The organism is Streptomyces sp. ISL-10, from assembly GCF_018614575.1.
Lineage (GTDB): Bacteria > Actinomycetota > Actinomycetes > Streptomycetales > Streptomycetaceae > Streptomyces.
Window position 1 is genome coordinate 19,028 of record NZ_JAGGOJ010000032.1, and the last position, 22,543, is coordinate 41,570.

The 22,543-nt window shown below is 68.7% G+C and carries 17 protein-coding genes and 7 pseudogenes; 9 read left to right on the forward strand and 15 right to left on the reverse strand.

Features of this window, described 5'->3' with window-relative positions; genetic code table 11:
- Positions 1–21: 21 nt before the first annotated feature.
- Together J7E88_RS36860 and J7E88_RS29310 are read left to right on the forward strand one after the other, a co-directional pair.
- Positions 22–1,416, forward strand: a pseudogene (locus tag J7E88_RS36860) (SAV_2336 N-terminal domain-related protein); the annotation flags it as partial.
- Positions 1,417–2,643: 1,227 nt separating this feature from the next.
- Entirely contained in the window at positions 2,644–3,210 is a 567-nt protein-coding gene (locus J7E88_RS29310) for a molybdopterin-dependent oxidoreductase (protein WP_215186586.1), read from the forward strand.
- 599 nt (positions 3,211–3,809) lie between these two features.
- On the opposite strand, the pseudogene J7E88_RS29315 reads toward J7E88_RS29310, so the two are convergent.
- Positions 3,810–4,271 (reverse strand): annotated as a pseudogene (locus tag J7E88_RS29315) (transposase); the annotation flags it as partial.
- A gap of 173 nt (positions 4,272–4,444) precedes the next feature.
- Here J7E88_RS29315 and J7E88_RS29320 point away from each other — a divergent pair.
- Entirely contained in the window at positions 4,445–5,074 is a 630-nt protein-coding gene (locus J7E88_RS29320; protein WP_215186406.1) for a hypothetical protein, read from the forward strand.
- Positions 5,075–5,091: 17 nt separating this feature from the next.
- On the opposite strand, the pseudogene J7E88_RS29325 reads toward J7E88_RS29320, so the two are convergent.
- Positions 5,092–5,177 (reverse strand): annotated as a pseudogene (locus J7E88_RS29325) (IS5/IS1182 family transposase); the annotation flags it as partial.
- Between the two features lie 125 nt (positions 5,178–5,302).
- Positions 5,303–6,238: pseudogene (locus tag J7E88_RS29330) on the reverse strand (IS5 family transposase).
- Positions 6,239–6,706: 468 nt separating this feature from the next.
- Between J7E88_RS29330 and J7E88_RS29335 the strand changes: the two are divergent.
- Entirely contained in the window at positions 6,707–7,288 is a 582-nt protein-coding gene (locus J7E88_RS29335) for a DUF4352 domain-containing protein (protein ID WP_251023394.1), read from the forward strand.
- Between the two features lie 355 nt (positions 7,289–7,643).
- Here the strand turns inward: J7E88_RS29335 and J7E88_RS29340 are convergent, their stop codons facing one another.
- The 3 genes and pseudogenes from J7E88_RS29340 to J7E88_RS29350 all read right to left on the reverse strand — a co-directional run bounded on the left by J7E88_RS29340 (position 7,644) and on the right by J7E88_RS29350 (position 10,468).
- A complete protein-coding gene (locus J7E88_RS29340) occupies positions 7,644–8,315 on the reverse strand; it encodes a histone-like nucleoid-structuring protein Lsr2 (RefSeq protein ID WP_251023395.1) in 672 nt (223 codons plus the stop codon).
- 174 nt (positions 8,316–8,489) lie between these two features.
- Positions 8,490–9,928, reverse strand: a pseudogene (locus J7E88_RS29345) (NF041680 family putative transposase).
- Positions 9,929–10,057: 129 nt separating this feature from the next.
- Positions 10,058–10,468: a RidA family protein gene (locus tag J7E88_RS29350; protein WP_215186408.1), complete on the reverse strand. Its 411-nt coding sequence runs from the start codon at positions 10,466–10,468 to the stop codon at positions 10,058–10,060.
- Positions 10,469–10,673: 205 nt separating this feature from the next.
- On the opposite strand from J7E88_RS29350, the gene J7E88_RS29355 reads away from it, so the two are divergent.
- On the forward strand, positions 10,674–11,207 hold the full coding sequence (locus J7E88_RS29355; protein ID WP_215186410.1) for a hypothetical protein: 534 nt from the start codon (positions 10,674–10,676) through the stop codon (positions 11,205–11,207).
- Between the two features lie 50 nt (positions 11,208–11,257).
- On the opposite strand, the gene J7E88_RS36380 is transcribed toward J7E88_RS29355, so the two are convergent.
- From J7E88_RS36380 to J7E88_RS29365, 3 genes are all read right to left on the reverse strand, one after another.
- Complete coding sequence (locus J7E88_RS36380) at positions 11,258–11,557, reverse strand: transposase (RefSeq protein WP_308307650.1); 300 nt, start codon at positions 11,555–11,557, stop codon at positions 11,258–11,260.
- A gap of 91 nt (positions 11,558–11,648) precedes the next feature.
- Positions 11,649–11,945, reverse strand: a complete 297-nt coding sequence (locus J7E88_RS36385; RefSeq protein ID WP_251023396.1) for a transposase — start codon at positions 11,943–11,945, stop codon at positions 11,649–11,651.
- A gap of 270 nt (positions 11,946–12,215) precedes the next feature.
- A complete protein-coding gene (locus tag J7E88_RS29365) occupies positions 12,216–12,971 on the reverse strand; it encodes a hypothetical protein (protein ID WP_215186412.1) in 756 nt (251 codons plus the stop codon).
- Between the two features lie 165 nt (positions 12,972–13,136).
- On the opposite strand from J7E88_RS29365, the gene J7E88_RS29370 reads away from it, so the two are divergent.
- Entirely contained in the window at positions 13,137–13,721 is a 585-nt protein-coding gene (locus J7E88_RS29370) for a hypothetical protein (protein ID WP_308307651.1), read from the forward strand.
- A gap of 12 nt (positions 13,722–13,733) precedes the next feature.
- Here the strand turns inward: J7E88_RS29370 and J7E88_RS29375 are convergent.
- Both J7E88_RS29375 and J7E88_RS29380 read right to left on the reverse strand, forming a co-directional pair.
- Positions 13,734–14,545: pseudogene (locus J7E88_RS29375) on the reverse strand (transposase).
- A 159-nt stretch (positions 14,546–14,704) separates the two neighbouring features.
- On the reverse strand, positions 14,705–16,438 hold the full coding sequence (locus J7E88_RS29380) for a SpoIIE family protein phosphatase (protein WP_215186414.1): 1,734 nt from the start codon (positions 16,436–16,438) through the stop codon (positions 14,705–14,707).
- 196 nt (positions 16,439–16,634) lie between these two features.
- On the opposite strand from J7E88_RS29380, the gene J7E88_RS29385 reads away from it, so the two are divergent.
- Positions 16,635–16,790, forward strand: a complete 156-nt coding sequence (locus J7E88_RS29385; RefSeq protein ID WP_215186416.1) for a hypothetical protein — start codon at positions 16,635–16,637, stop codon at positions 16,788–16,790.
- Positions 16,791–16,837: 47 nt separating this feature from the next.
- Positions 16,838–17,197 (forward strand): annotated as a pseudogene (locus tag J7E88_RS37525) (Ku protein); the annotation flags it as partial.
- Positions 17,198–17,476: 279 nt separating this feature from the next.
- Here J7E88_RS37525 and J7E88_RS29395 read toward each other — a convergent pair.
- The 3 genes from J7E88_RS29395 to J7E88_RS29405 all read right to left on the reverse strand — a co-directional run bounded on the left by J7E88_RS29395 (position 17,477) and on the right by J7E88_RS29405 (position 20,725).
- Positions 17,477–18,850 (reverse strand): Fic family protein, encoded by a 1,374-nt coding sequence (locus J7E88_RS29395; RefSeq protein ID WP_215186418.1) that lies wholly within the window; start codon positions 18,848–18,850, stop codon positions 17,477–17,479.
- A 429-nt stretch (positions 18,851–19,279) separates the two neighbouring features.
- Positions 19,280–19,654, reverse strand: coding sequence for a VOC family protein (locus tag J7E88_RS29400; protein ID WP_215186420.1), 375 nt, complete (start codon positions 19,652–19,654; stop codon positions 19,280–19,282).
- 678 nt (positions 19,655–20,332) lie between these two features.
- Positions 20,333–20,725 carry a hypothetical protein gene (locus tag J7E88_RS29405; RefSeq protein ID WP_215186422.1) on the reverse strand — a complete coding sequence of 131 codons (393 nt, stop codon included), beginning with the start codon at positions 20,723–20,725 and terminating at the stop codon, positions 20,333–20,335.
- Between the two features lie 50 nt (positions 20,726–20,775).
- Between J7E88_RS29405 and J7E88_RS29410 the strand changes: the two genes are divergently transcribed.
- Positions 20,776–20,958 (forward strand): hypothetical protein, encoded by a 183-nt coding sequence (locus J7E88_RS29410; RefSeq protein ID WP_215186424.1) that lies wholly within the window; start codon positions 20,776–20,778, stop codon positions 20,956–20,958.
- A gap of 523 nt (positions 20,959–21,481) precedes the next feature.
- On the opposite strand, the gene J7E88_RS29415 is transcribed toward J7E88_RS29410, so the two are convergent.
- A complete protein-coding gene (locus tag J7E88_RS29415; RefSeq protein ID WP_215186426.1) occupies positions 21,482–22,522 on the reverse strand; it encodes a vWA domain-containing protein in 1,041 nt (346 codons plus the stop codon).
- Between the last annotated feature and the right edge of the window lie 21 nt (positions 22,523–22,543).

Below are 22,543 nucleotides of genomic sequence, written 5' to 3' on the forward strand. Positions count from 1 at the left end.
GGTACCCTGCCCGGCCGGCCGATGGAGGAGCTGGTGCGCAGGCTCGGTGCGGCCGGCCTGTCCGCGGCGCCCGATGCCGTGTCCGACGCACTCTGGCTCGCGCGGTTCGTCACCCCGTCCCCGGCCGCCCCGGCGGATCTCCCGGCGCAGGCGTCCCCCGCCCATCCGCGCACCAGCCCCCGGCAGGCCGGCCCGCCGCCCCAGCCGGCACCGGGGACCACCTCGCCGGGGGGCCCCCGGGTGGGTCTCCACGCGGGCACCGGCTCCGGGGGTGTCACGGCCGCCAACTCCGTGCACGTACCAGGCGGTACCACCCTGCCGGACACCCGGCCGCTGCGCCGTGCTCTGCGCCCGCTCCGGCATTACCGGTTGGCCACCCGGCCGGCTCGGGAGACGGCGGTCGACGAAGTGGCCACCGCCGAGCGTGCCGCCGAGACGGGCCTCCTCCTGCCCGTGCTGGAGGACAGGGAGCGGCCAGCCGCGCGCCTGAGGATCCTCATGGACGTCTCGACCTCGATGGCTCCCTGGCACCAGTTGCTGCGCGAACTCCGGCGCCTTTGCGGCCGCTCGGGCGCCTTCCACGACATCTCGGTGCACTACCTGCACGAACTCCCCGGGACGGGCATGCCGGTGGTCGCGAACTCACGCCATCTGGAGGCCGCCGCCACCACCCCCGTCGCTCCGCTCCGCGACCCGACTGGGCGGCGGATCACCCTGATCCTCTCCGACTGCACGGGGCCCCTGTGGCGCAGCGGCCACATGCAGCGGAACCTGCACCGCTGGGCTCAGGTCGCCCCCGTTGCCGTACTCCAGCCGCTGCCGCAGCGCATGTGGTCGCGCACCCATCTGCCGCCGGTCCCCGGCATTCTCCGGCGGCCGGAACACAGGGCACGCTGGGACTTCCGGCCCGTCCACACGGATCCGCCCGCCGTTTCGCTGCACGCGCTCGCCGTCCCGGTGCTGGCGCCGACTGCCGGGGCATTCGGCGCCTGGTCACGGCTGCTGGCAGGGAGCACCGCCGCCGCCCGGGGCGCGGCGGCCTGGGTGCTTCCCCGCCACCTGGCGTCGCGTGCGCCGCGCGTCGACGCCGCCGTCCAGGACGCCGCCGGCCTGCTGCGGGCCTTCCTCTCCGTCGCCTCTCCCGACGCGGTCCGGCTCGCCCGCTATCTGGCGACCGCGCCCCTCGTCCTCCCGGTGATGCGCCTCGTCCAGCGGGTGATGCTGCCGCACACCGGCCCGTCCGAACTGGCGGAGGTCCTGCTCAGCGGCCTCCTCACCCGTCATCCCGTGGTGTCGTCCGACGCCGAGAGCCTCGCCTTCGACTTCCAGGACGGGGTGCGGGAATTGCTCCTCGACCGCGTCGACCGCGGCGAAGCGGCCCTCGTCCTGCGCGAACTCTCCGATTATGTGGCGCAGCACTTCGGGCGCGGCACACGGAACTTTCCGCTGCTGGCCGCCACCTATCTCGACGGCACCGTCCGGCCCATGGGCGATGCCGGGCAGACGGGCGACGAGTACGCCCACCCCGCGGAGCCGATGTTCGCCGAGGTGTCGAGTCACGTGCTCCGGCGCTTCTACCCGGCCGCTGGCGGTGCGACGGATCTCGCCGGCGCATCGTCAGCGGAGCCCGTCAGGCTGCGGGAGGGGGAGTGGTTCGCTCACTTCCGGCGCGCCGACCGCCATCTTCACCGCTACGACGAGGACGGCGCCGTGCGCGACCTGGAGGAAGCCATCCGGCTGCTGCGGCTGCTGCGGGAGAGCCCCGTCGACAACATGCGGTCCACTTGGCTGTACGGGCTGCTCTCCGCCGCGCTGCTGCGGCGCTGGCGCGCCCTGGGCATGGCGGAGGACCTCACCGAGGCGGCGTCGACGGCGTTCGATGGCGCCCTGCGGCGCGACCTGAACCGCCCCACCGTGCCAGGGGACTTCGTCACCACCGGTGCCCTTGGAGACGCCCTCGTCGCGCTGGCCGGTGAGCACGACAGGACGGACGACTGGCTACGGCTCGTCCCCCCGGGGCTGCTGGACGTCCCGGCGCGGCAGTCCGGCCCGTCCTGGGCGGCCTACCGGCTGCTGACGCGGGCGGCGGATGCCTACGGGGTCGTGGCGCGCCACCCCGAGCAAGAGGCGTACGAGGAGCACACCGTCCGCAGGGCAGACGCGCTGGTACTCGCGGCCGAGGCGATCGCCCGCGCCTCGGCGGAGAGCGCCGAGTCCGCGGGCGCGGAGGGCTCGCCGGAGCTCGTCGCCGTCGAGTACCAGGGCTGCCTCACCAGCGCGCTGTCGCTGCTCGACGAGGGCACCGGCCGCGACCTCGCGCGCCGGGCGGAGGCGGCCATGAAGCTGGCTCGCCACTACTCCGGGGAGGGTTCGGTGACGCGCGTGGAACGTCCTGACCTGGCGGGCAGCTACGCGTACAAGGCCACGACCGCGCTGTCCGAGCTGCTGGCGGACCAGACCGGGCGTCTGGGCCCCAGCCACCGGGACACGCTCGCCACCCGCAGAAGACTCGCCCGCTGGAAGAGGTGGAACGAGGACGGCGGCATCCGGCTGGGCGAGCGTCCGGGTTCACTGCTCACCCGTCCCTCCGAGGGCGGCGACTCTGCCGAGGACGGCGGCGAGGCGCTCCCCCCCGGGCAGCGCATGGTGCCGGGATGGCCCGTGCGCCACTATGGACCCGTGCCGAAGTTCCGGCCCGAGCGCTGGGAGTTCCGCGTGTTCGGCGCCACGGCCTCCGGCGACAAGCACTGCTGGAACTTCGAGGAGTTCGCCGAGCTCCCGATGACGTCGATCGCGGCCGACCTGCACTGCGTGTCCGGCAAGAGCACGACGGGCCACGAATGGATGGGGATCGCCGCGGCCACCGTGCTGGCCCTGGCCCCTCCCGCTCCCGCCGTCACCCACGTGATGATCTGGGCGGAGTACGGCTACAGCGCCAATCTCCGTCTGCGCGATCTCGCGTCCGACCGGACGCTTCTTGCGCGCTATCGCAACGGGGAGGCCCTGACGCCGGAGCACGGCTTTCCGTTGCGTCTGGTGGTCCCGCATCTGTACGGCTGGAAGGGCGTCAAGTGGGTGCGCGGCATCGAGTACATGACGCAAGACCGCCGCGGCTTCTGGGAGGAACGGGGTTATCACAACATCGGCGACACCGGGCGCGAGCAGCGGTACAGCTACCAGGAGGAGCCGGGCGAGGGCCCCGTCCAGTGACGGCGGTCGGGACCCCGTGACGGCCGGGCGAGGGCACACCCGGTGAGGGCCGGCCGTAGCGCAGGGGACCCGCGCCTCTGACAGGCGCGTCGGAGCCTGCCTGCCTGCCTGCCTGCGTGAGTGAGCAAGCGAGCGGGATGCCGGTGGCGTCGGTGATCAGGTGGTGCCTGCTGCCGGTACTGCCCCGGTCGACAGGGTTTCATCCGATCTTGGATCCTCTCTCGACGCCCGAATGTACGAGCCGTCGACCACGCGCGGGAGAAGCCCAGGGCGTTCGCGCCGCGCAGCTTGGCAGTGCGCGGTATTCCCATGTTCAGGCTCTGCGACCCTGTGGCCAGGGATAGCCAAGCTGCCTGGCGAACTCCGCTGAGCCGCCACAGACTTCGGCTGTCTGACGTGGATCACCTCCCGCAAGCTGTTCAGCGAGTCTCGCGGTTTGATCAGCAGGGGCGTCACTGGAGATGGCGAGCACGGTCCGCAACTGCAGCCAGGGACGGTCTTCCTCAATGGCTGAGCGGCCCGGGTGGAAGAAGAAGAGGTTGATCTGGTCGGGTTCCCAGGGCCAGGCGGACACAGCTCCGAGTTCACATTCCCACCGTGCGAGCCAGTTGTGTTGTGGACCCGATGCCTTTGCGGGCGATGCGGTGGCGGATGTCCCGTAAGTGGAGCCATTGCCGCATGTGGTAGTAGTCGTAGACCTTGTCTGCGTGCAGTTTTGCGGGGCGGCGCCGGCGGGGTCCGCGGCGGGAGCGGATCGGCGGGATGCCGCGGACGAGGGGTTCGAGAGCCTGGCTGTCGTGGAGCTTCGCCCAGCTTGGCCCACACCCGCGCCTTGCTCCACTCGGTGAACCGACGGTGGGCTGTCGGCCCCGACGGCCCGAACGACGGAGGCAACTGCCGCCAGGTACAGCCCGCGTGGCCGCGAAGATGATCGCAGCCAAGACCTCGCGGTCTCCGTACCGACGCCGGCCACCGCCCTGCGGACGAGACGGAGCCGGCGGCACCACCCGCTCGAACAGCTCCCACAACTCATCCGGCACCAACCGCTCAACGATCCCCACGACACCAGACCACCGAACAGGGCCAAATGAGATGACCTCTAAAGGCGAGTCCCACAATGGTCAGTTGGGCATGAACAGGGTCACCAGCCTGCGTGTCCACGGTTCGGTGGATGACCACGAGGACGGAGTGCGGGTGGTCCGCATATGCTCTTGCCGTGCAGGAGCCTATAACCGTGGCAGTGGCCGACGGCAACCTGGTGGGTGCGTTCCCGCGGAACCTTGCTGATGAGGTTCGCGCGGTCCTGGCGGTCGTGCCGGAGACACGAAGCCCACCCGTGTCGCCGTTCTTGGTGGATATGAGCGGTGAGGTCGTCGCCATCCCGTATCGGATTTACCAGGATGAGCCGCCCACCGACGCGGTGCGCGCGCTTACGGCCCGGCAGCGGATGATCCTGCACTGCCTGTACTCGCGGCACAGCGACGGGCTGGTCCGCCAGCGCCACCTGGAGCGAGTCGTCAGTTCCGACCAGCCGTGGGTAGTGCCGTTCGTGATGCAACTGGTCGGCGAATACGTCTTGGAGATCTTGGAGGCCATCCAGCACGGCCTTTGCGACCTGCCCTCCAAACGGTCTGCCCAGCGGCTGCTCTATGGGGACTTCATCGCGCGGAATCCGGCGTTCTTCGCGACGATCGAGCGCCGGGTGGTGAGCTATTGGTCCTGCTACTACCGGTGGGACTTTCCGGTGTTTGGCACGTACCCGGGCTGCCGTCTGTTGGAGCTGCTGCGGTCTGCCGCAACCGACCGCACGGGCAGGCCATGGCCCCGCCATGCGGCAGCAGGGCTCATCCCCACCGCATCCTGAGATGAACGCTGCCGCCGTCACCCGGTGAGTGCGAGGTTGTGCAGATGGGCGATGCCGCGAGTATCGCGTGGTGGACGCCGTCGCCCTTCAGCTGGCAGTCGCGGGCTCAGCCCCGTGAACGGGGCTGTCCAAGACGACTCTGACGCCGTGATCACACCAGACACGGCAAGATCATCTCAGCCGCGACACCAGCAACCACTGCCACCCTGCTAGGTTCTGTCCGACCGATCATGTCCGGAGCCAGATGATGGTTGCCGCGACGGTGACGGTACCCAGGTAGACGTATCCGCGCTTGTCGTACCTCGTGGACACGGCTCGGCAGTTCTTGAGCTTGTTGATCGCCCGTTCCAGGTGTTGCGCTTCTTGTACCGCTCCTCGTCGAAACCGTGCGGGCGGCCCCCTGCCCGGCCCCGGCGAGCGCGGTTCACTGCCTGGTCACTCTTCTCGGGAATGACGTGGCGGATGCCTCGTCTCCGCAGGTAGCGGCGGGTCCGGCGGTTACTGTAGGCGTTATCGGCGCTGACGCTGTCTGGTGTAGTACGCGGGCGGCCCGGCCCGGCCCGAGGTGAGGCACCCGTATGCGCTCCATGACCGGCTCGAACTGCGTGCAGTCCGCCCGCTGGCCCGCCGTCAGCACCAGCGACAGCGCGCGGCAACGACCGTCGGCACTCAGGTGGACCTTGGTGGTGAAGCCTCCTCGGGACCGACCGAGCCCCTCACCTCCTGCACCACCTCCACCAGGCGGGCGCATAGTCTCACCCATGGTCTTTCGCTCTGGTGTGTCATAGCCGCCGCCCCTTTCGACGCAGCGGGTGGCGGGGCCTTCCGGGCGCCGGCGGCGTGCTGGTGGGCGCGGATCGAGGTGGAGTCAACCGAGACGTCCCAGTCGATCCCACTGGCGGCATCGGCCTGGGCCTGCACTTGCTGGAGCAACCGTTCCCAGGTTCCGTCGGCCGACCAGCGCCGGTGACGCTCGTAAATGGTCTTCCACGGCCCGTAGCGTTCCGGCAGGTCACGCCACTGCACGCCGGTCCGCACCCGGTGCAGGATGCCGTTGACCACCTGGCGGTGATCACGCCACCGTCCGCAGCGGTTGTTGCCTGTCGGCAGGAACGGCTCCAGACGTCGCCACTCCGCCTCTGTCAGATCCCTCCGGCCGGTCATACAACGGCCAACGAATCAGTGGGCGGCGTGAGCACGGTCAGTATCTGCGATGCCACCAAGCCAACTCCGGTTCTATCGTCGGCTCGTGATGCGTTCGCCCGAGGAGCACCGCGTCCAGGCGCTCCACCTGCACCCGGAGTTCGGCGGCGGCCCTTGGCGGAAGCATGAACAGAACCTCTTGCAGCTTGTCCCGGGCCCAGCCCTCGCCACAACAGGGGCAGGTGAACTCAGCCTCCCACCGCCTCCACCGGCGCCTAGTGCCGTGGACGCGCACGGACCACACGCTCAGCGCCACTGCCACGATGCCCGGAGACAATCGCTCCCGTTCGAGCACACGGACGGCGGCATTCGCCGCGCCCGAGAGACCTGGGACATCGCGATACCGCACCCAGGGTCTCCCCCAGCCGCGTTCCCGCGACCGAAGTGAAGCTGGTGTTCTACGCGGCACGGCCCCTTCGGATACAAGTCATGGACCGCATCCTCCCACAACCCGAGATCGACCGGACGGAACCTAGTCGGCCGCACCGCCTGCCTGGGAAACAGCGAAGTAACCACAAGCCCAACGAGCCTGCCGCCAGCAAGGATGTGGCCGGCTCGAAGGCCCTCGCCGAAAAGAAGTCAGACAAGCCGAATGTCGCCCACGTTGGCGACACCATCACGCTCAGCGGCAGCGACGAGAACCTGAAGGTCGACGCCACACTCAAGAAGTGGCTAGACCCCGCCAAGGGCGCTAACGAGTTCGGCAGGCCGCAGGACGGCAGGCGCTGGGTCGCGGCACAGTGGGAACTCGTCAACAAGGGCACCGTCGTCTACGACGACAGCCCCAGCAACGGCGCCCAGGTAGCCGACGCTGAAGGACAGAGATTCCAATCCTGGTACGGCGAGATCACCGCCGGGCCGCAGATGACGTCGGGCGCCGAAGTCCCGCCCGGCGAGAAGGTCCCCGGGTGGATCGTCTACGAAGTCCCTAAGGACTCGAAGACCGTCAGCGTCCAGTTCGCCCTCGACTCTGGCTTCGCCGATCAGACGGGTCAGTGGGTTGTGAAGTAGCCAACTGATAGGCCCTCCGCCCCGGTCGTTCTCGTCGGCGACCGGGGCGGACTCATACCCGCGAGGAGACTGCGTCATGCCCACCCAGCATCGCCGAGGGCAAAAACTGGTCCCTCCGGCTGGTCAAGACCTGGTGTAGGCCGCGCAAGGGACCGGATGCGTGGCTGCGACCGAGGCGAATCCTTCGGTGGCGCCGCCCTCACGTGTATCAACTCGCCCCAGGGGGCTCTGCGTCCAGTTCGGCCGCTGCCTCGGCCCGCACATGGCCGAGAGCGGTCGTCCGTCTCCCCCCGGGCCGGCCGTCAGAGCCATGTGACCAGCGGCGATTGGGCCGCCGGCGGCGTGCAGGGACGGTTCAGGGCTGGTTGGCGCGTTCCCATGCTTCCCGGATTTCCTGGGGGATCCGTCCGCGGGGCGGTACGTCGTAGCCGTTGGCGCGTGCCCATGAGCGGATTGCTCCGGTGTCGACGGGCTGCTCGTCGGAGACAGGGCCGGGTTTCCAGAGAGTGGGGCGAGGCGTGAACTCCGGCGGCGTCTCAAGGAGGCTGGGCGGGAACTGGGGGACCTGGTGGTGCCGGCTGAGGACGGAGACGAGGAAGGCCGTCAGGGTCCCGTCGTAGGTGAACCAGCGCGGGCCACGGGCTTCGTTGACCGCGATGTGCCAGCGGTCGGGGGCGGCCGCCGGGTCGGTGGCCCAGAAGAGATACTCGCCGTTGTCGGTCGAGCCGCAGGCGAAGAGCAGGTCGGGTTCGCAGGGGACGGGGTGCGTGCCCTGGTGGCGGTCCTTGCGCAGGTGGGCTCGGATCCGGCTGGGCATGGGCCCGGTGAGCTGGACGAACTTGGTCACCCCGTGGGGGTGGAAGAGGTGGATGTAGTCGCAGAACGTCCCGGGCCCGTACCGTTCGGCGAGCTGCTTGTAGTCCTGGGGCAGTGGCATGCCGAGCTCTGCTTCGACCACGTCCCAGCGGATGCTCACGGGCGAGTTGGGAGGCGGGCAGAGCCGCGTGAGGGTGGTGAGGGCGGTCATTGGATTCCTAGGCGGCGTCGGCGCTGCTGTGCTGCGTGGTCGGGGTTGGCGAAGTCGGTGTCGATGAAAACCGTTGGATCCGTCTGCCTCATGTAGATGCGCGACGGCATCGAGTCCGTCCTGTCGTCGCTGTACTCAAGGTAGACGCTGTAGTGAACGGTCTGAGCTTGTTCTTTAACCCTTCAACCGCTGTAGGGCGATAAGCGTCTTCTCGCGGCGGACGGTTTTGCCTACGCCATAGCGGGGTGCCCGGCGTGTGTTCCTGGTGCCGGGTGGTCGTCCAGGTCCCGGCCGGTGGGGTTTCGGTGCCCTGGCGGGACAGGGCATGTGCTGGCGGAGGTTCCGAAACGTCCGGCGGACCCGGGCAGGGGTGAGTCGGCTCGGTGCGGCCGGCTTCTCCCACGGGTGCCGCAGGTCGCGGGCCAGCGGGCGGGCGAGCCGGAGCTGGGTGTATGCGGAGATGATCAGCCAGGTCCATCGGTCGGCCGCCTCCGGCTCCCGCAGTCGAGGCTTCGTCCAGCCCAGGGTCTGCTTGAACAGCCGGAATGTGTGCTCCAGGTCGAAGCGTCGCAGGAACGCCTGCCAGACCCGGTCGACGTCTGCGTGGCTGGAGCCCGTCCTCGAGGACCACAGCCACACCGCCGGCGCTTCACGCTCCTTCGATAGGTGCTCAACCTCTAGCCGGATCAACGTCCCCTCGATCAGGGGAAGTTCGCCTTCGTGGTCCAGCCAGGCGGCCCGGTGGGTCAGCCGCGGGTGGACCCGGTCCCACGCCTGTGTGACGGCCTTGCCGTAGTTCGTGGTGGCCGTGTGGGTGGTGAGCGCGGGGTCGGGCCAGGTCTCCGGTTTGGCGAAGCGGAACTCCGGACCGTGCTTGGGCGGTCGGCCGCCCTTGGGGTCGTAGACCCGGGGCGGCTTCGGTAACCGCATCACGCGGTCGCCGCGGATCCGCCCGATCAGCTCGACAGGCAGATCCCGCAGTACCCAGGCCAGGCGGGTCACGTCGTATCCGGCGTCCGTGACGATGACGATGTCCGGCTCGCCGGGCTGCCACTGCCCCGCGGCGATAAGCCGTTCGACGACGTCGCGGAGCTGGGCGGCAGTGACCGCCGTGGCGTCGTCGGCCGGGCCGAGCCGGACCGTGTCCAGGATCTGCGTCCACGATGTGGCGCCCATCTCCAGGACCGCGACGAACGAGTACGGCCAGCCCGGAATGAACTGCGAGGCCGTCTTCGCCCGACCATAAACATGGCAGAACAGCCGGTCCGGTGAACACGGCGCGTCCGACCGGAGCCACGGCGAGACGTCCACCGCCAGTACCAGACGGCCGTCCGGGAACCGGGGCAGCGGCAGGCCGGCAAGCAGCGACAGCAGCCGCCCGGTGTCGATCCGGCCGCGGTTCAGGGCGTCGTACATCGCGCCGTGCCCGCGCCGGTGCTCGGGCAGCAGCGTCAACTCCACCGCGAATGCACCGCACCTGGCGCACACAACACCGCATCCGACAGTTCGAACAGCTCGTCGCCCCGCAGGGTCAGACACGCGTACAACTCGTCCCGAAAGCGTGACGCTTCCGCGAACGCCTCGCCCGCAGCGGCTTCAGACAGCAGACTCACCCTCACGGCCTTCGTCGTGGTCAGTGCACCTTGGTCGGAGCACATGATCAGACGGAGGCCGCCTCGGCGTCCGGCACATGACCATGTGGGCGAAGCAGTTCGAGAGGCTGTTCGAGGCGTGAGGACCACTCAGTCGGGCAGCGCGACGGTGAGGTCCACCTCGACCAGCTGCCCTGCGAAGCCCAGCTGCGCAACCCCCAGGAGCGTGCTGGCGGACGTGAAGGCCGGACCGAGGGCGGAAGCGGTAAGCCGGTGCCAGGCGAGGCCCAGGTCCTCCCTGTCATCGCTCCGCACGTAGATCACCGAACGCACCACGTGCTGCGGCTGAGCATCCACCGCCGCGAGGGCAGCGAGTGCGTTCACGATGACCTGATCGACTTGCACGTCGAGGGAGCCCGCGCCGACGAGAGAGCCGCCCTGGTCGAGGGGACACTGCCCCGCCAGATAAGCCGTTCGGCCGGTCTCCACCACGGTGATGTGGTGGTAGCCCGGCGTTTCATGCAACTGATCGGGGTTGATACGCCTGATCTTCGCTCTCATGCCGCGAGTCTGACTACTCTGCCCCCGACACGCACCGAAATTTGCCCCACCGCGCGACTGTCCGACGCCGCGCGAGGTTAAAGAACAAGCTGGGTAGCTGTTGTCGTACCGAACCTGAGGACGGCGTTTTCGCTGGTCAGGCATAGGGGCGGTGTTTTCGTGGGAGCCGTGGCCTGTCGTTTTGTCGCTCCCTGGGAGGTCACGGATGCTGTCTGTCGTCGGACGACTGGAACAGCACGAACTGGCCGCTCGCCGTCGAGTCGACGGGCTGCGGGAGGAGGCCGACCGTATCCAGGCCGAGCTGGCCGTGGCCGTGCAGGAATGGCAGGAGTGGGCGATTGCCCGCAGGCGGGTCGATACGGTGCTGGCTCCGGACGGCGGCACCACCGCCGACACGGAGGTCACCCCGGATCCGCAGGACGCGGACGCGCAGGCGCCCCGGGATGCGGCGAAGCCAAAGTCGCAGGTGCCAATGTGGCGCCAGGGGCTGGCCTGGTCCGTGCTGTCGGTGGACTACCAGCGCATCCTCAAGGCGCTCGCGGACCGCCTCCGGCTCGGTCAAGGTCCGCTGACCTGCCAGGAGAGGGCCGCCGCGTTCGGTATGGACGTGGTGCCGGCGCGGGTGGAGGCATTGCGGTCGAAGGCGAAACGCCTGGTCGCCCGCGGCTGGCTGCTCGAGCTGGGGCCGGGCCGGTTCACGCTCGCCGAGGGCGTGGCCGGGCCAGGCGGCGGGTCATGAGCAGGATCATCGACCAGTAGACCATCGCCTCGGCGCCGGTGGCGCGTCGCTCATAGTCGCGTGCCAGGCGGCGGGTGCGCATCAGATGGGCAACGCTCGACGATCCACCGCTTGGGCAGCACCACGAACCCCTTCTGGTCGTCGTTGCGCTTGACGATCGTAAGGACCAGCCCGAGCGCGGCCAGGCAGTACTCGACGAGGCTGCCGGTGTAGCCGCCATCAGCCCATACCAGGGCCAGCAGGTGGTGGGCGTCGGCGACTTGCCGCAGCAGGACTTGGCCGGCGGTGCGGTCGGCGGTGTCCGCGGCGGTGACCATCACGCCCAGCAGCAGGCCGAGCGTGTCGACCACGACGTGCCGCTTGCGGCCGTTAGCTTGCCGCCGTCAAACCCGCGACTGTCCGATCCGACGACGGCATCCGCCTTGACCGACTGCGAGTCGATCACGCCGGCCGTCGGCTCGGCGTCCCGCCCCAGCTCCTCGCGGACCTTGGCGCGCAGTCGGTCGTGGAACTCCTTGACCAGGCGTGGTCGCGCCAGCGGCGGAAGAACGCGTATACCCGGTCCCATGGCGGGAAGTCCGCCGGCATCGCCCGCCACTTGATGCCGTTGTCCACGAGATACCGGATCGCATCGAGTATCGCCCGGTGGCAGTACGCCTCCGGCTGGCCTCCCCGGCCGCGCAGCCAGCCCGGCACCGGCAGCAGCGGCCGGATGGCCGTCCACTCCGCGTCCGTCATGTCCGTCGGGTAACGCGGCTGCCGGGACCCGTTGTCGGCGGCGTTTCCGAACCGGTGAGCCAGACAGTCACACTCCAGGGCGACCGAACTGGACTGTCCGGCCATCGACACGGAACACTGCGGCACCGGGGGCCTCCTGCTGCTGCTCGGTGATTCGACACCAACGAGCTGCTCAGGAGGCCCTTTCCTCACGCGTGATCGCCCACCAACTCATCCTGCCCAGGCCCCTGTTCGATCTGAAATGACCACGATCGGAAGCATGACTGCTCCTCAGCTCGAACGAGCAACGACCTGTCCGACGACGGAGAAGCGCCTTTCGCACTGTGGGCAGGTTGCCTCGCCGAAGGCATAAGTCAGGGCGTGCGCCACATCCTCGTGGCCGTCCGCCAGGGCTAGCTCGTAGAGGCGGCGGCCGAGGCCGTCGAGGGTGCGGGGGGCGGCCGTGTGGAGAGGGAGGGTTTCGGCGTCCTCGGAGAGGGCGTAGTCCTCCGACGTGCTGAAGAAGCCCCGCTCACCAACGATCACCCATACCACCGCGCAGCAATCTGGATCGGGACAATCAAGCTCGTACTCCTCGCTGACGATGCCCCAGATCAGGTCCTCTGCCCAGTGGATGTCGCCCTCCAGGTTCAGGACCGTCTCAAGCAGGTGGCAATAGTCGTTCCGGTCAGCGGTGGCCTGCCGCCACCGGTTCGAAGCGGCCAGCAAGCGTGCGACTTCGGGCGCGTGCTGATCCCGTAGTTTCCGGGTCTCGTATCGCTGGTCGGCCTGAACAAGGAGGGCACCGGCCAGGTGGAGGGCCGCAGCCGCCGTGTCGGCGTCGTCCCCCTCAGCCATGTCCATCAGCGCGGGCAGTACCAGCGGATGGGACACCTCGAGGGAACCGTTGTGATAGAGCTCCGTCCACAAGTCGCTCCAGGCCTGACCGTCCCGACCGGTGGCGGCACGGTCCAGCAGGGTGGTCAGGCGGCCGGAATCGGCGTCGTCTGCATGGGGAACCGGGGAACTCCTCGTCATCTCTGACATCCAAGCAGACTCCGGAGGTCCTGGCTTCATGCCCGTCGCGGCCGGAAATTACCCAATCGAGTTCCCGTACTCGAACCAATGCTCACTGTGATCGATAGAGCAACGGCTTCTCAGTGCCGTGAACGAACTCCGGCGGTTTTAAAGAGCGTTTTGTCCCTGGCGGGGGTGTTCGAGAAGTGGACGGTCGGCTGCCGTTTGGGATCGCTTCAAGCTGAGGAGGGGCAGCTCTGCCAAGATGGCGCCATGTTCGACTTCGGTATCGCGGACTATCAGCCAATGTGGTTGGGCGGCCTTAGCGCCGTTGCGCGGGAGCATGGGGACCGCCTGCGTGGTCTTGCCGGCCGGACGCTCACGAGAGTCTGGATGGTCTGGGACCTCCAGGATGACGAGTGGTTCTGCGACTGCCCTGTGCTGTTCGACTTCGACGGTGAACGGGTCGAGGTCAACCATCAGAAATTCGGCGATCTCTCCCTCACGTGGAACATGACTGACCCCACCAGTCCGGTCCTGTGGCCGGGCTGCGACCTGCAGTGGCGTCCCGAACCTCTTCCCGGACTCCATGCTCTGCGGGGGCTGCCGCTCAAGGGGGCCGAACTTCTCGAGTGGACAGGGAGAGACGTCGCTCAGGGCAGCATCGACGTCAGTTTCGCCTTCGAGACGGGCCGGGTGACCGTCTTCAACGCCCTCGACGAGAACGGGCTGAGCTTCGCACCTCCCGGTCCGAGCCAGCGGTCCCACCTGTTCCACTGACAGACTCGGCGTTCAGGTATCACGCCAGTCCGGGGTGGATTCCCTTGTGAGCCTGCGGCTTATCAGGTCGACCATCGCCAGCTTGATCATGGCTTCGGAGCGGTGAGGGTGGGTCTCGTAGTCGCGGGCGAGGCGGCGGTGGTGCATGAGCCGGCCGAAGGTCCGCTCGACGACCCAGCGCCGCGGGATGACTATGAACCCCTTCTGTCCGGGGTCCCGGCGGACTACGTCGACGTCGATGCCGAGGGTGGCGCCGTGGTCGATGGCCTTGGTGCGGTAGCCGGTGCCGGTCCAGGCCTTGGTCACGCACGGGTGGGCCTGTGCGACCTGCGAGAGCACCTGGATGCCGCCGGCGTTGTCGGAGACGCTCGCGGCGGTGACTAGCACGGCCAGGAGAAGGCCGAGGGTGTCGCCGCCGATGTGGCGCTTGCGCTCTGCGATCTTCTTGTCCGCCTCGACGCCCTGGCCGGCGGCCGGCACGTTGCGGAGGTCTTGACGCTCTGGGCGTCCCGCACGCACGCGGTCGGTTCAGCGTCGCGGCCCTCGGCCTCACGGACCAGTCGCCGCAGAGCCCCGTCGAGTTGGTCGAAGATACGACTCTGTCCGCCCGCTCCGAAGGCGTGATCCACCTCGCCATCACCGACCTCATGGCCCGCCGCCTCACCGGCGAAGCCGCCGTCTCCTAGCGCGACCCGACCTACCGGAATCAAACATCCAATTCCCGGATGAGACATCGGGCAAAAACGGCCTCTACGGCGTTGCTCGAATCGTTGAGCCGTACCGGCTACTCGGCTGCCCTCGCACGAACGCCGCCGCTCAGGCAAGGCACCTGGCCTCGCGTACCCGGACACCTGGAAATCCGTTCCCCGTCGCGGGGAGTCCCGCGGGGATGGCGATCCCCGCGTTCCGGGCATTCGTCAGCCGCGGTTCTGTCCTGCGTCTGGTGCATGCCCTTCCCGAACCCGAAGTGCAGACCCTGCGGGTCAGATGGGCGGCCCGTCCTCCGAAGGAACGCGCACGACCAGGAGGGCGACGTCGTCGTCGTTGTCTTCGGGACGGGCCCTTTCCATGAGGAGATCGGTGAAGCCCTCCAGGGGCCGGTGGGCCAGAGAGGCGGCATTACGGCGCAGCCTCTCCAGGCCTTCGTCCAGTGAACGGCCGGGCGATTCGATCAGGCCGTCGGTGTAGAGCACCAGAGTGGACAGCGGCGGCAGGACGACCGTTGCATCCTCGCGGGGCATGCTGATGTGGGTGCCGAGAAGGAGGCCGTGCCCGTCCGTGAGGTAGCGGCTCTGACCGTCGTGCGTGACCAGCAGAGGCGGCGGGTGGCCGGCATTCGTCCAGCGCAGCGTCCACTGTCCCATGGCGTCCGTCTCCAGCCGGCCGAAGATCATGGTGGCCATCTCGACCTCGGAGATGTGGGGAACGGCCTCGTCGACATGGCTGACCACCACGCTGGGCGGTTCCTGGTGCGACCAGGCATAGGCCCGCAGGATGTTGCGGAGCTGGGCCATGTCGGCCGCTGCGTCCAGGTCGTGCCCGACGACGTCGCCGATGACCACGGCGAGGGCCTGGTCAGGAAGGTAGAAGGCGTCGTACCAGTCGCCGCCCACCTGGGACGCGTGCGGCGCGGGCAGGTAGCGGGTGGCCATCTCGAGGCCCGGTACGCGGGGCATCTGGGGCAGCAGGTGACGCTGCATGGTCTCGGCGACCTTGCGCTGGCGCTGGTAGAGACGTGCGTTGTCGAGTGCCAGACCGGCGCGGCGGGCGATGTCCTCCAGCAGCGGGATGTCAGCGCCGGTGAAGGATTCTGGGCGGTCGGATCTGCCGAGGGTCAGAGCCCCGAGGACTTCTCGGAGGCCGCGGATGGGCGCGATGACCGCAGAGTGCATGTGCGTGCTGTCGAACAGCCTGCGCTGTTCGACGGCAATGCCGGAGTCGGGCGGGCCCTGGTACGTCTCGGGCGTCGCCAGGGTGGACCCCGCTCCCCGCAGCGCCCGGGACAGCGGCTGGGGAGAGGCCTGGGGAACTGGCGGCATGGCTCCCTCCAAGTCCTTGCGGCGCACCAGGCGGCCGCCCTCCTCGTGCGCGACCACGGTGCGCCAGACCTCGTCGTTGTCCCTGATCAGGTCGACGACCGCCCAATCCGCCAGCAGGGGAACGACCAGCCGAACCAGACGGTCAAGCGCCTCGTCGACATCCAGGGTGGAGGTGAGCTGGGTGGTGGTCTCGGCCAGCAGAGCCAGACGTTCCAGCTCCGACAGCAGCTCCACGCTGAGGGCCGGGCCCTGCAGCGACGACCCGGCGGAATCGTGCTCGTGGAAGACCACCAGGGCGCCCACTTCGTCGGCACTGATGCGCAAGGGGGTCGCCAGCCAGGACATCGCCAGCAACGTCCCGTCACCGCGCTCGAAGTAGCCCAGATCCTCCTGCCGGGTGCGTCGGGCGATGAAGGCTTCCATCATCGAGCACTCGCTCCTGGGAATGGTCATCCCGTTGCCGTCCCGGTGGAGGAAATCATGCGCATCCCGGCCCAGCAGGTCCTCGGCGCTCCGAGCCAGCAACGCCTCGGCCTCGCTGTTCAGCGCGACGATGGCGCCGCCGGCGTCCACCGCGTACGCGCCGGCCTTGAGCCCTGCCAGCCAGCTGCCGAGCCACAGTTGCAACGCAGCACCTTGTTCCCCGTCTCCCGCCCGACCACCACGTTGCGCGACCATTTCCCCGCACCTCCGCACTCGCGCCAGCGAGCTTGACTGGCTGCTTCCCGTGCCCGGGCCGGGCACCCGCACCGCTGTTGTCCTCGCCTGCCGGGATTAAGTACGCCGACGAACTCATCTCCTCGCGGCCACGAACCCGATCGACCTCGCTGCCAAAATACTCAACGACGCGATCACGGACTACTACAGGCGCAGCGTGAAGATCGCCGACATCGAGCACCTGGTGCCAGAGACGCCCCCGACCGCCTACCTGATGGAGCTGCGTCGGTACGAACAGCTCGAGGGGGCGATGGAGAAACCGGAGGTCGTTGCGCTGACGCAGGCCTTGTACCAGGCCCTGTACCTGCAGTAATCCGTGATCGCCGAGCTGTCGTACGCCCACATCCGCGCGGCTTCACGATGCCGGACGGCCGCATGGTCCCGCTGTCCGACGAGGACCTGGCGACGCACCTGCCGCTCCTGACGAAGCGCACCGTCGAGGTCCTCGGGGTTCGTCCCGGGACGCGACATCGACCCCATGAGCTACGCCAAGCCGTACTGGCGGGACCCGACGGCCCAGGCGCGGACCGCCCGTACGCCCTGCTCGTCGAGGCGCTCGCACGAACCGGCTACGTGGCCGTCGCCAAGATCGCCATCAGGAGCCGCGAGCGCCTGGCCCTGCTACGAACACGACACGGGATCCTCGTCCTGCAGGCCTTGCTCTGGGAGGACGAACCGCGAAAGCCCGGTGACCTTGCCCCGTCCGCACCGGTCACCGACCGGGAGCTGTCACCTGCCCAGGTCCTGATCGGGGAGCTGACCGGCATCGAGGTGCGCGACCTCCACGACGAGTACGCCCACGCCCTGGAGCCGGCTGGTCGCGGCGAAAGCCGCCGACACCGATCTGGCCCCGCTGTAGGAGGCCGCGCGGCCCCGGTGGAGCTGTTGGCTGCGCTGGGGGCAGCGTCCGGGCCGCCCGGAAGCAACGCGGCGGGCTGTGGCTGTGCGCTCGAGTTGGCAGTGCTCGCCAACTCGATGCACACCTCTGCCGGGCACCGATTACGAGCTGGGAGAGGCGGGGCGGCTCCTGGTCTCCGCGAGGTGCAGGTCGATGGAGCTGGTGAGGGTGAGTGCGTCCTGGGGGTTGTCCGCCTGGAAGGTGATGCGGCGGAGCGGGCTGACGTCGTCGAGGGTGACGCCTTCGCGGGCGAGGACAAAGATGAGGGCGAGGAACGCGGAGCGGGCGTTGCCGTCGTCGAAGGGGTGGAAGAAGCACACGTCCAGGTAGGCGCGTGCGGCGCGGGTGCTCAGGGGGAGTGGCGCGCTGTGCTCCTTGGCGCTCTCGGCCAGGCAGACGTCGAAGTGGGCCCGGGTGTCCGGGGCGATCCCGTAGCGCTCGCGGCCGCCCTTTGCGAAGGCGGGCAGGGTGCGGAACGCGGGCGGTTGCGGTGTGTCCAGGACGTGTTGCTGCCATGCCTGGAGCAGTGCGAAGTTCAGCCGGGTGCCGCGTGCCGCGTCGGCCCGGAGCCGTTCGAGTGCGGCGAGCAAGCCCTTGGCGCGCGCGGGGTCCAGAGCGCCGTCGAAGGTGCGGATGTCCTCGGCCGCGCCGTCGCGTGCCGGCGTCACCGGTCCTTCCCCGCCGCGGTCGGGGGCTTCGTGCCAGACCACGGTCTCGCGTACAGCGAGCCACCGTTCCAGGTGGTCGACGGGCGGCTGGGCGGACGACGGCGGTCGGTCGTCCGGCGGTAGCGCTCGCGCGAGGCGCTCGGCGACGTCGTCGATCAGCACGATGTCGGGGCTGGTCCAGCTGTGGAAACGCCCGCCGATTGCCTCGTCGACCAGGTCCTTCGCGATGTCCGGTGCGACTCCCCATCGGCTGAGGAACCAGGTGAGCACCTGTCGGCAGTGTCCGTACCAGCCGCTGCCACAGCCGGTGCGGTCGACGACGTGCTGGATCAGGTTCCGGGCGGCGCGCTCCCACAGGATCCGCTGTTCCTCGATGCCGGAGGGATCCAGGGGGTACGCCTCGAACCGCCCGGCGAGGCTCTCCAGCCACGCCCGCCACTCGCACAGCGCCGCGACGACCCGGTCGAGCGTCTCTTCCGGGGTGGTGATCGAGTCCCGCGGGCAGCACCAGCTCCCGACGGGCCCGCCGCCGAAGTCTCCTTCGTCGTGCGCCCAGCGCCAGCCCACGACCCAGCGGCCGTAGCGCTCCATCAGCGCGTACGACATGGCATCCGCCCAGATCTTGGCCTCGCCCCAGCTCCAGACGTTCATCGCCGGGTCGCCGAGGGGGAGGTCGGGGCGGCCCGGTACGCGCCGAGCCGGACCGAACGAGCGCACATCCCGCGCCGCCGCCGCACTGTCGAAGGGATGACGGGCGGGATCAACCTCGTCCCAGGTCAGGAGGCGAGGCCACAGCTCAGATATCACCGCGCAAGCCTGCCACGCGCCGTGCGCGCCCGGGCAAGCGGATTACCACACGCCTCGAAGGGCTCAGACCGGCGGCCACATGCGGCTATCAGCGCCCCAACTCTGGTACTCAAGGTGCCAACTCAGGAGCAGGTGCCGACTGAGACGCGCAGTCTCACGAACACTGTCCTGTGCCATCGAAGCTTGGCCGTCTGTCATCGAGAGCTGAATGGTCGGAGCCGGCGAGGCGCGCGGCATCGATCGGCGGCCCACTTTGAGGGACGGGCGACGTCCTGCTCGCCGTCGAATGGCAGGGAGTGGTGACGAGTTGAGCCTTCAGCGATGGAAAAGTCCTGATTTGTCTGCGCCTGGCTGATCGAATGCCGGTCGAAGTCACCGCCCGGCGCCGGATTCTGACGCTGTATCAGCACATGTGGTGGGCCCGGTGGCTCAGTGGAGGCAGAGGCAGAACGGATGGCCGGCCGGGTCCGCGTAGACCCGCCAGTTGGCCTCCGGGCGGAGCTGGTCCGTCCGCTCCAGCACGGTCGCGCCGAGGGCGAGTGCCCGCCTCTCCTCCCCGTCGAGGTCGTCCACGTCGAAGTCCAGGTGGAGCTGCTGCGGGTGCTGCTGGCCGGGCCATTCGGGCGGCCGGTAGCCGTCCACCCGCTGGCAGGCCAGCGGCGTTCCCTCGAACCCGTGCACCTCGACCCAGTCGGGATCCTCCGAGGCCGCGACCACCCGGCCGCCGAGCAGGTCCGCGTAGAACTCCGCGAGCCGTACCGGATCGGCGCAGTCCAGCGCGATTGCCTGCAGCTTTCGAATCACTTCCGACACCCCTCGTTCCGCGGCCGCTTCCGCGCCTCGCCCGTACGGGAGGGGTCGTACCCGCCGCCGCGGCAGGCATGCACGGCGGTACGCCGGCCCGCCGCGTGGCGAGTGGTGCTCGGTCATGGTGGCCCGTCCTGAGAGACGCGTTGTCGCCTGTCAACGGCGGTCCGCGTGTCTCATCCCACGTCGTCGTAGCGAACCTGCCGTTCGTGCCACTCAGGCTTCGCTGACACGGACTCGCATCCCTCAAGGTTCGCTGGCACACGCTCAAGGTTCAGTGGCGCAGGACAACAGGCACGACCAGCCGTAGCCGTAGCCTCCAGCGTGCGCGAGATCGGTGTGGCTGTGGCCCTCAAGAGCACCGGATCAGTCGTCTGCCAGCTGCGGCAGCTGGAACAAGCGGGCTTCCTCGCTCGTGACCGCTACGGAGAGGGCACTCCGCCTGAGGTGACACAGTCACTGTGGGCAGCCGTCGGGTGTGTCCGCCCGCCGCAGGGGGTCCCGGGGCGGTGGGGGAGGGCGCTACCGTGGTTCCACACGTCAACACCGGTCACCGGGGCCCTTGATGAGGGAACAGCAGACGCCCGCTGCCCAGCCGGCCCGTCGGTCGCCGGATGCGGGGGCCGCTGTCGGCGTTACAGGTGAACATGCTCGGTGAGGTGCAGCTGGACGGGCTCAGTCATAGACCTGCTGCGGCGGCACGCGGTGCGGCAGTGGCTGACGCCAGTCGCCCAACCGGGCGACGAGGATCCGGCGGGCCAGAGTTCGTACCTCGCCCCAGGCCACATCGGCAGTCAGTGCGTCGGCCCACCGGCCGGCGCGACCGCGGACGTCCATCTCGCCGAAGAGCCGGTCGATGGCCTTGAGGTCCCGCAGGGCTTCCGGTTCGAGAGCTCCCCGCTCCGCCATTTCCTCGGCCAGACGGAGGATGAATTCGACGCCATTGGCAACATTGACAGTCCTCACCTGGTGCTCGTTGGCCCAGGCCAGCTGATCAGAAGCGTCGGCAGCAAGGATGGCCAGCAACTTCGCTATCCAGCGCTCCCAGTAATCGATATCGAGGCTCATTCAAACAGGATCCCACTGAGCCCCTTCTGTGCCCATCACAGCCCACCAGCATGGGCACGTTCATCCGTCCTTCTGTGGGCACACCGGCCAGTACGCCGACAGCCGTCGACGCGGTCCGTGCCTACGCCGCCCGGGTCCGAGCCGATGCCGACCGCCTCGCCGCCGTCTTCGAGGACATCGCACCCTGGAACCCGCAGCGCCCTGAAGGCCGGACTCAACCCGTGAGCCTGTGAGGCGCACGCCCTGTTTTCCCTGGGTGGGACAGGCCGACCTGTGAGCCTGTGAGGAACCATCAGGCCACCGCGGAGCTCGCCCGCCTCCTGCGCCGGTGGGCCGCATTGTGCCGCTCAAGGCCGACATCGTCCGCCGGCTTGGCCGGCCGCCTTCACCCCGCCGCCGGACACCCTTGGACGGGCGCGCGCTTCTCGTCGGCATGGGGCTCACGCGAACCCCTGGATCCCGTCCTCGTGCGGCCCGAGTTGCTTACGGAAGTGGAAGTAGACAACGCCACCGACCGGGGCGCCTGGTGCCACCCCCTGCGGTTCGTTCGTCCGCGCCTGGATGTCACCGGTCGAAGTGTGGGATCCGCCGCCGCCTTCGCGGACCGCGCTGGGGCGATCGGCGTAGGCGGCGGCGGGGGTTTCAGCAGCACGTGCTCCTGAACCGCGTCTGCATCCGCTGACTCTGTTGCTGGTGGGGTGGGGTGGGGTGTCGGGAGGGCGAAGCCTTCGATACCCGACCGGGGTTGCCAGGGCGTCAGAGCATAAGCAGCAGCCGCGTGTTCGGTACGAGCTTCCGGTTCACGCTGGTGCTCTGCACGAAGATTGTGAAGTCGTTGTTGTGATCCGGTTTGACGCGGACTTCCACGTCCGGCAGGCCGAGCAGGGCTCGGGCCTCGGGCCCCGTGTATACCCGGTCCGTCTTCTTCTCCAGTACCGCGATCTGCTTCTGCGCCTGGACCTTCTCGGACTTGCTCAGCTGGTAGAACGCACCACCGGTACGGTAGGTGTGCCCGCATTCGATGACCCAGTCCCGGATCGCCGCGTCACGAGCCACCGGGATCAGCTGGTACTGCGACGGGTTCACCGGGGTGAGGCCGGCTGCCTTGATGGTGTCCTTGTTGACCGTCTCCGCACCCGTGGAGAACACCGCCCGCGATCCCCGGATGCCCTGGGTGCGGCCCATCATGAAGTTCTCGGTAGCCTGCCGGATGACCTGCCCGGCCTCCTCCAGCCCCTGTGTGCTCGTGGCGTCCCAGATGGCGATGTTGTCCTTGGGGAAACCGCACTGCATGGCCTCGCGCTTGCCCATCTGGTCCGGTACAAGGACGGCGAGGGTCCAGTTGTCCTGCTGTGTCTCGATCATCTGGGCCACGGCCGCGACCAGTTCACGCGGATCCCTGGTCGGGGCATCGGGGCAGCGGTGACTTGCGTTCTCCTGCCCGTCGGTGAGTACGAACGTCAAGAAGCTGTGGTCGCCGTACAGTTGAGCTGTCTGCGCCAGCTCCCGCTGTGACGTCAGTGCGGCCGCCAGCAGGGCCGTCATTCCACCGACCCGGTACAGCTGCTTCAGCGACGGCATCCGCAGCACGTCCTTGTCGTAGATGACGCACTCCACCTTGTCCGCGAAGACGTACACCGTGACGCGGGTTTCCTGGTCCAGTTCCCTCGATCGGCGGGCAAGGTAGGCAATCTGCTGGTCGGCGACTTCGACGACCTTGCGGGTCAGGTGCGACATGGACGAACTGGCATCCAGCACAAGGGCAACGTGATTGATGTAGTTCTGGCCTTTGGACATGACAGCTCCCCCTCTTTGGCG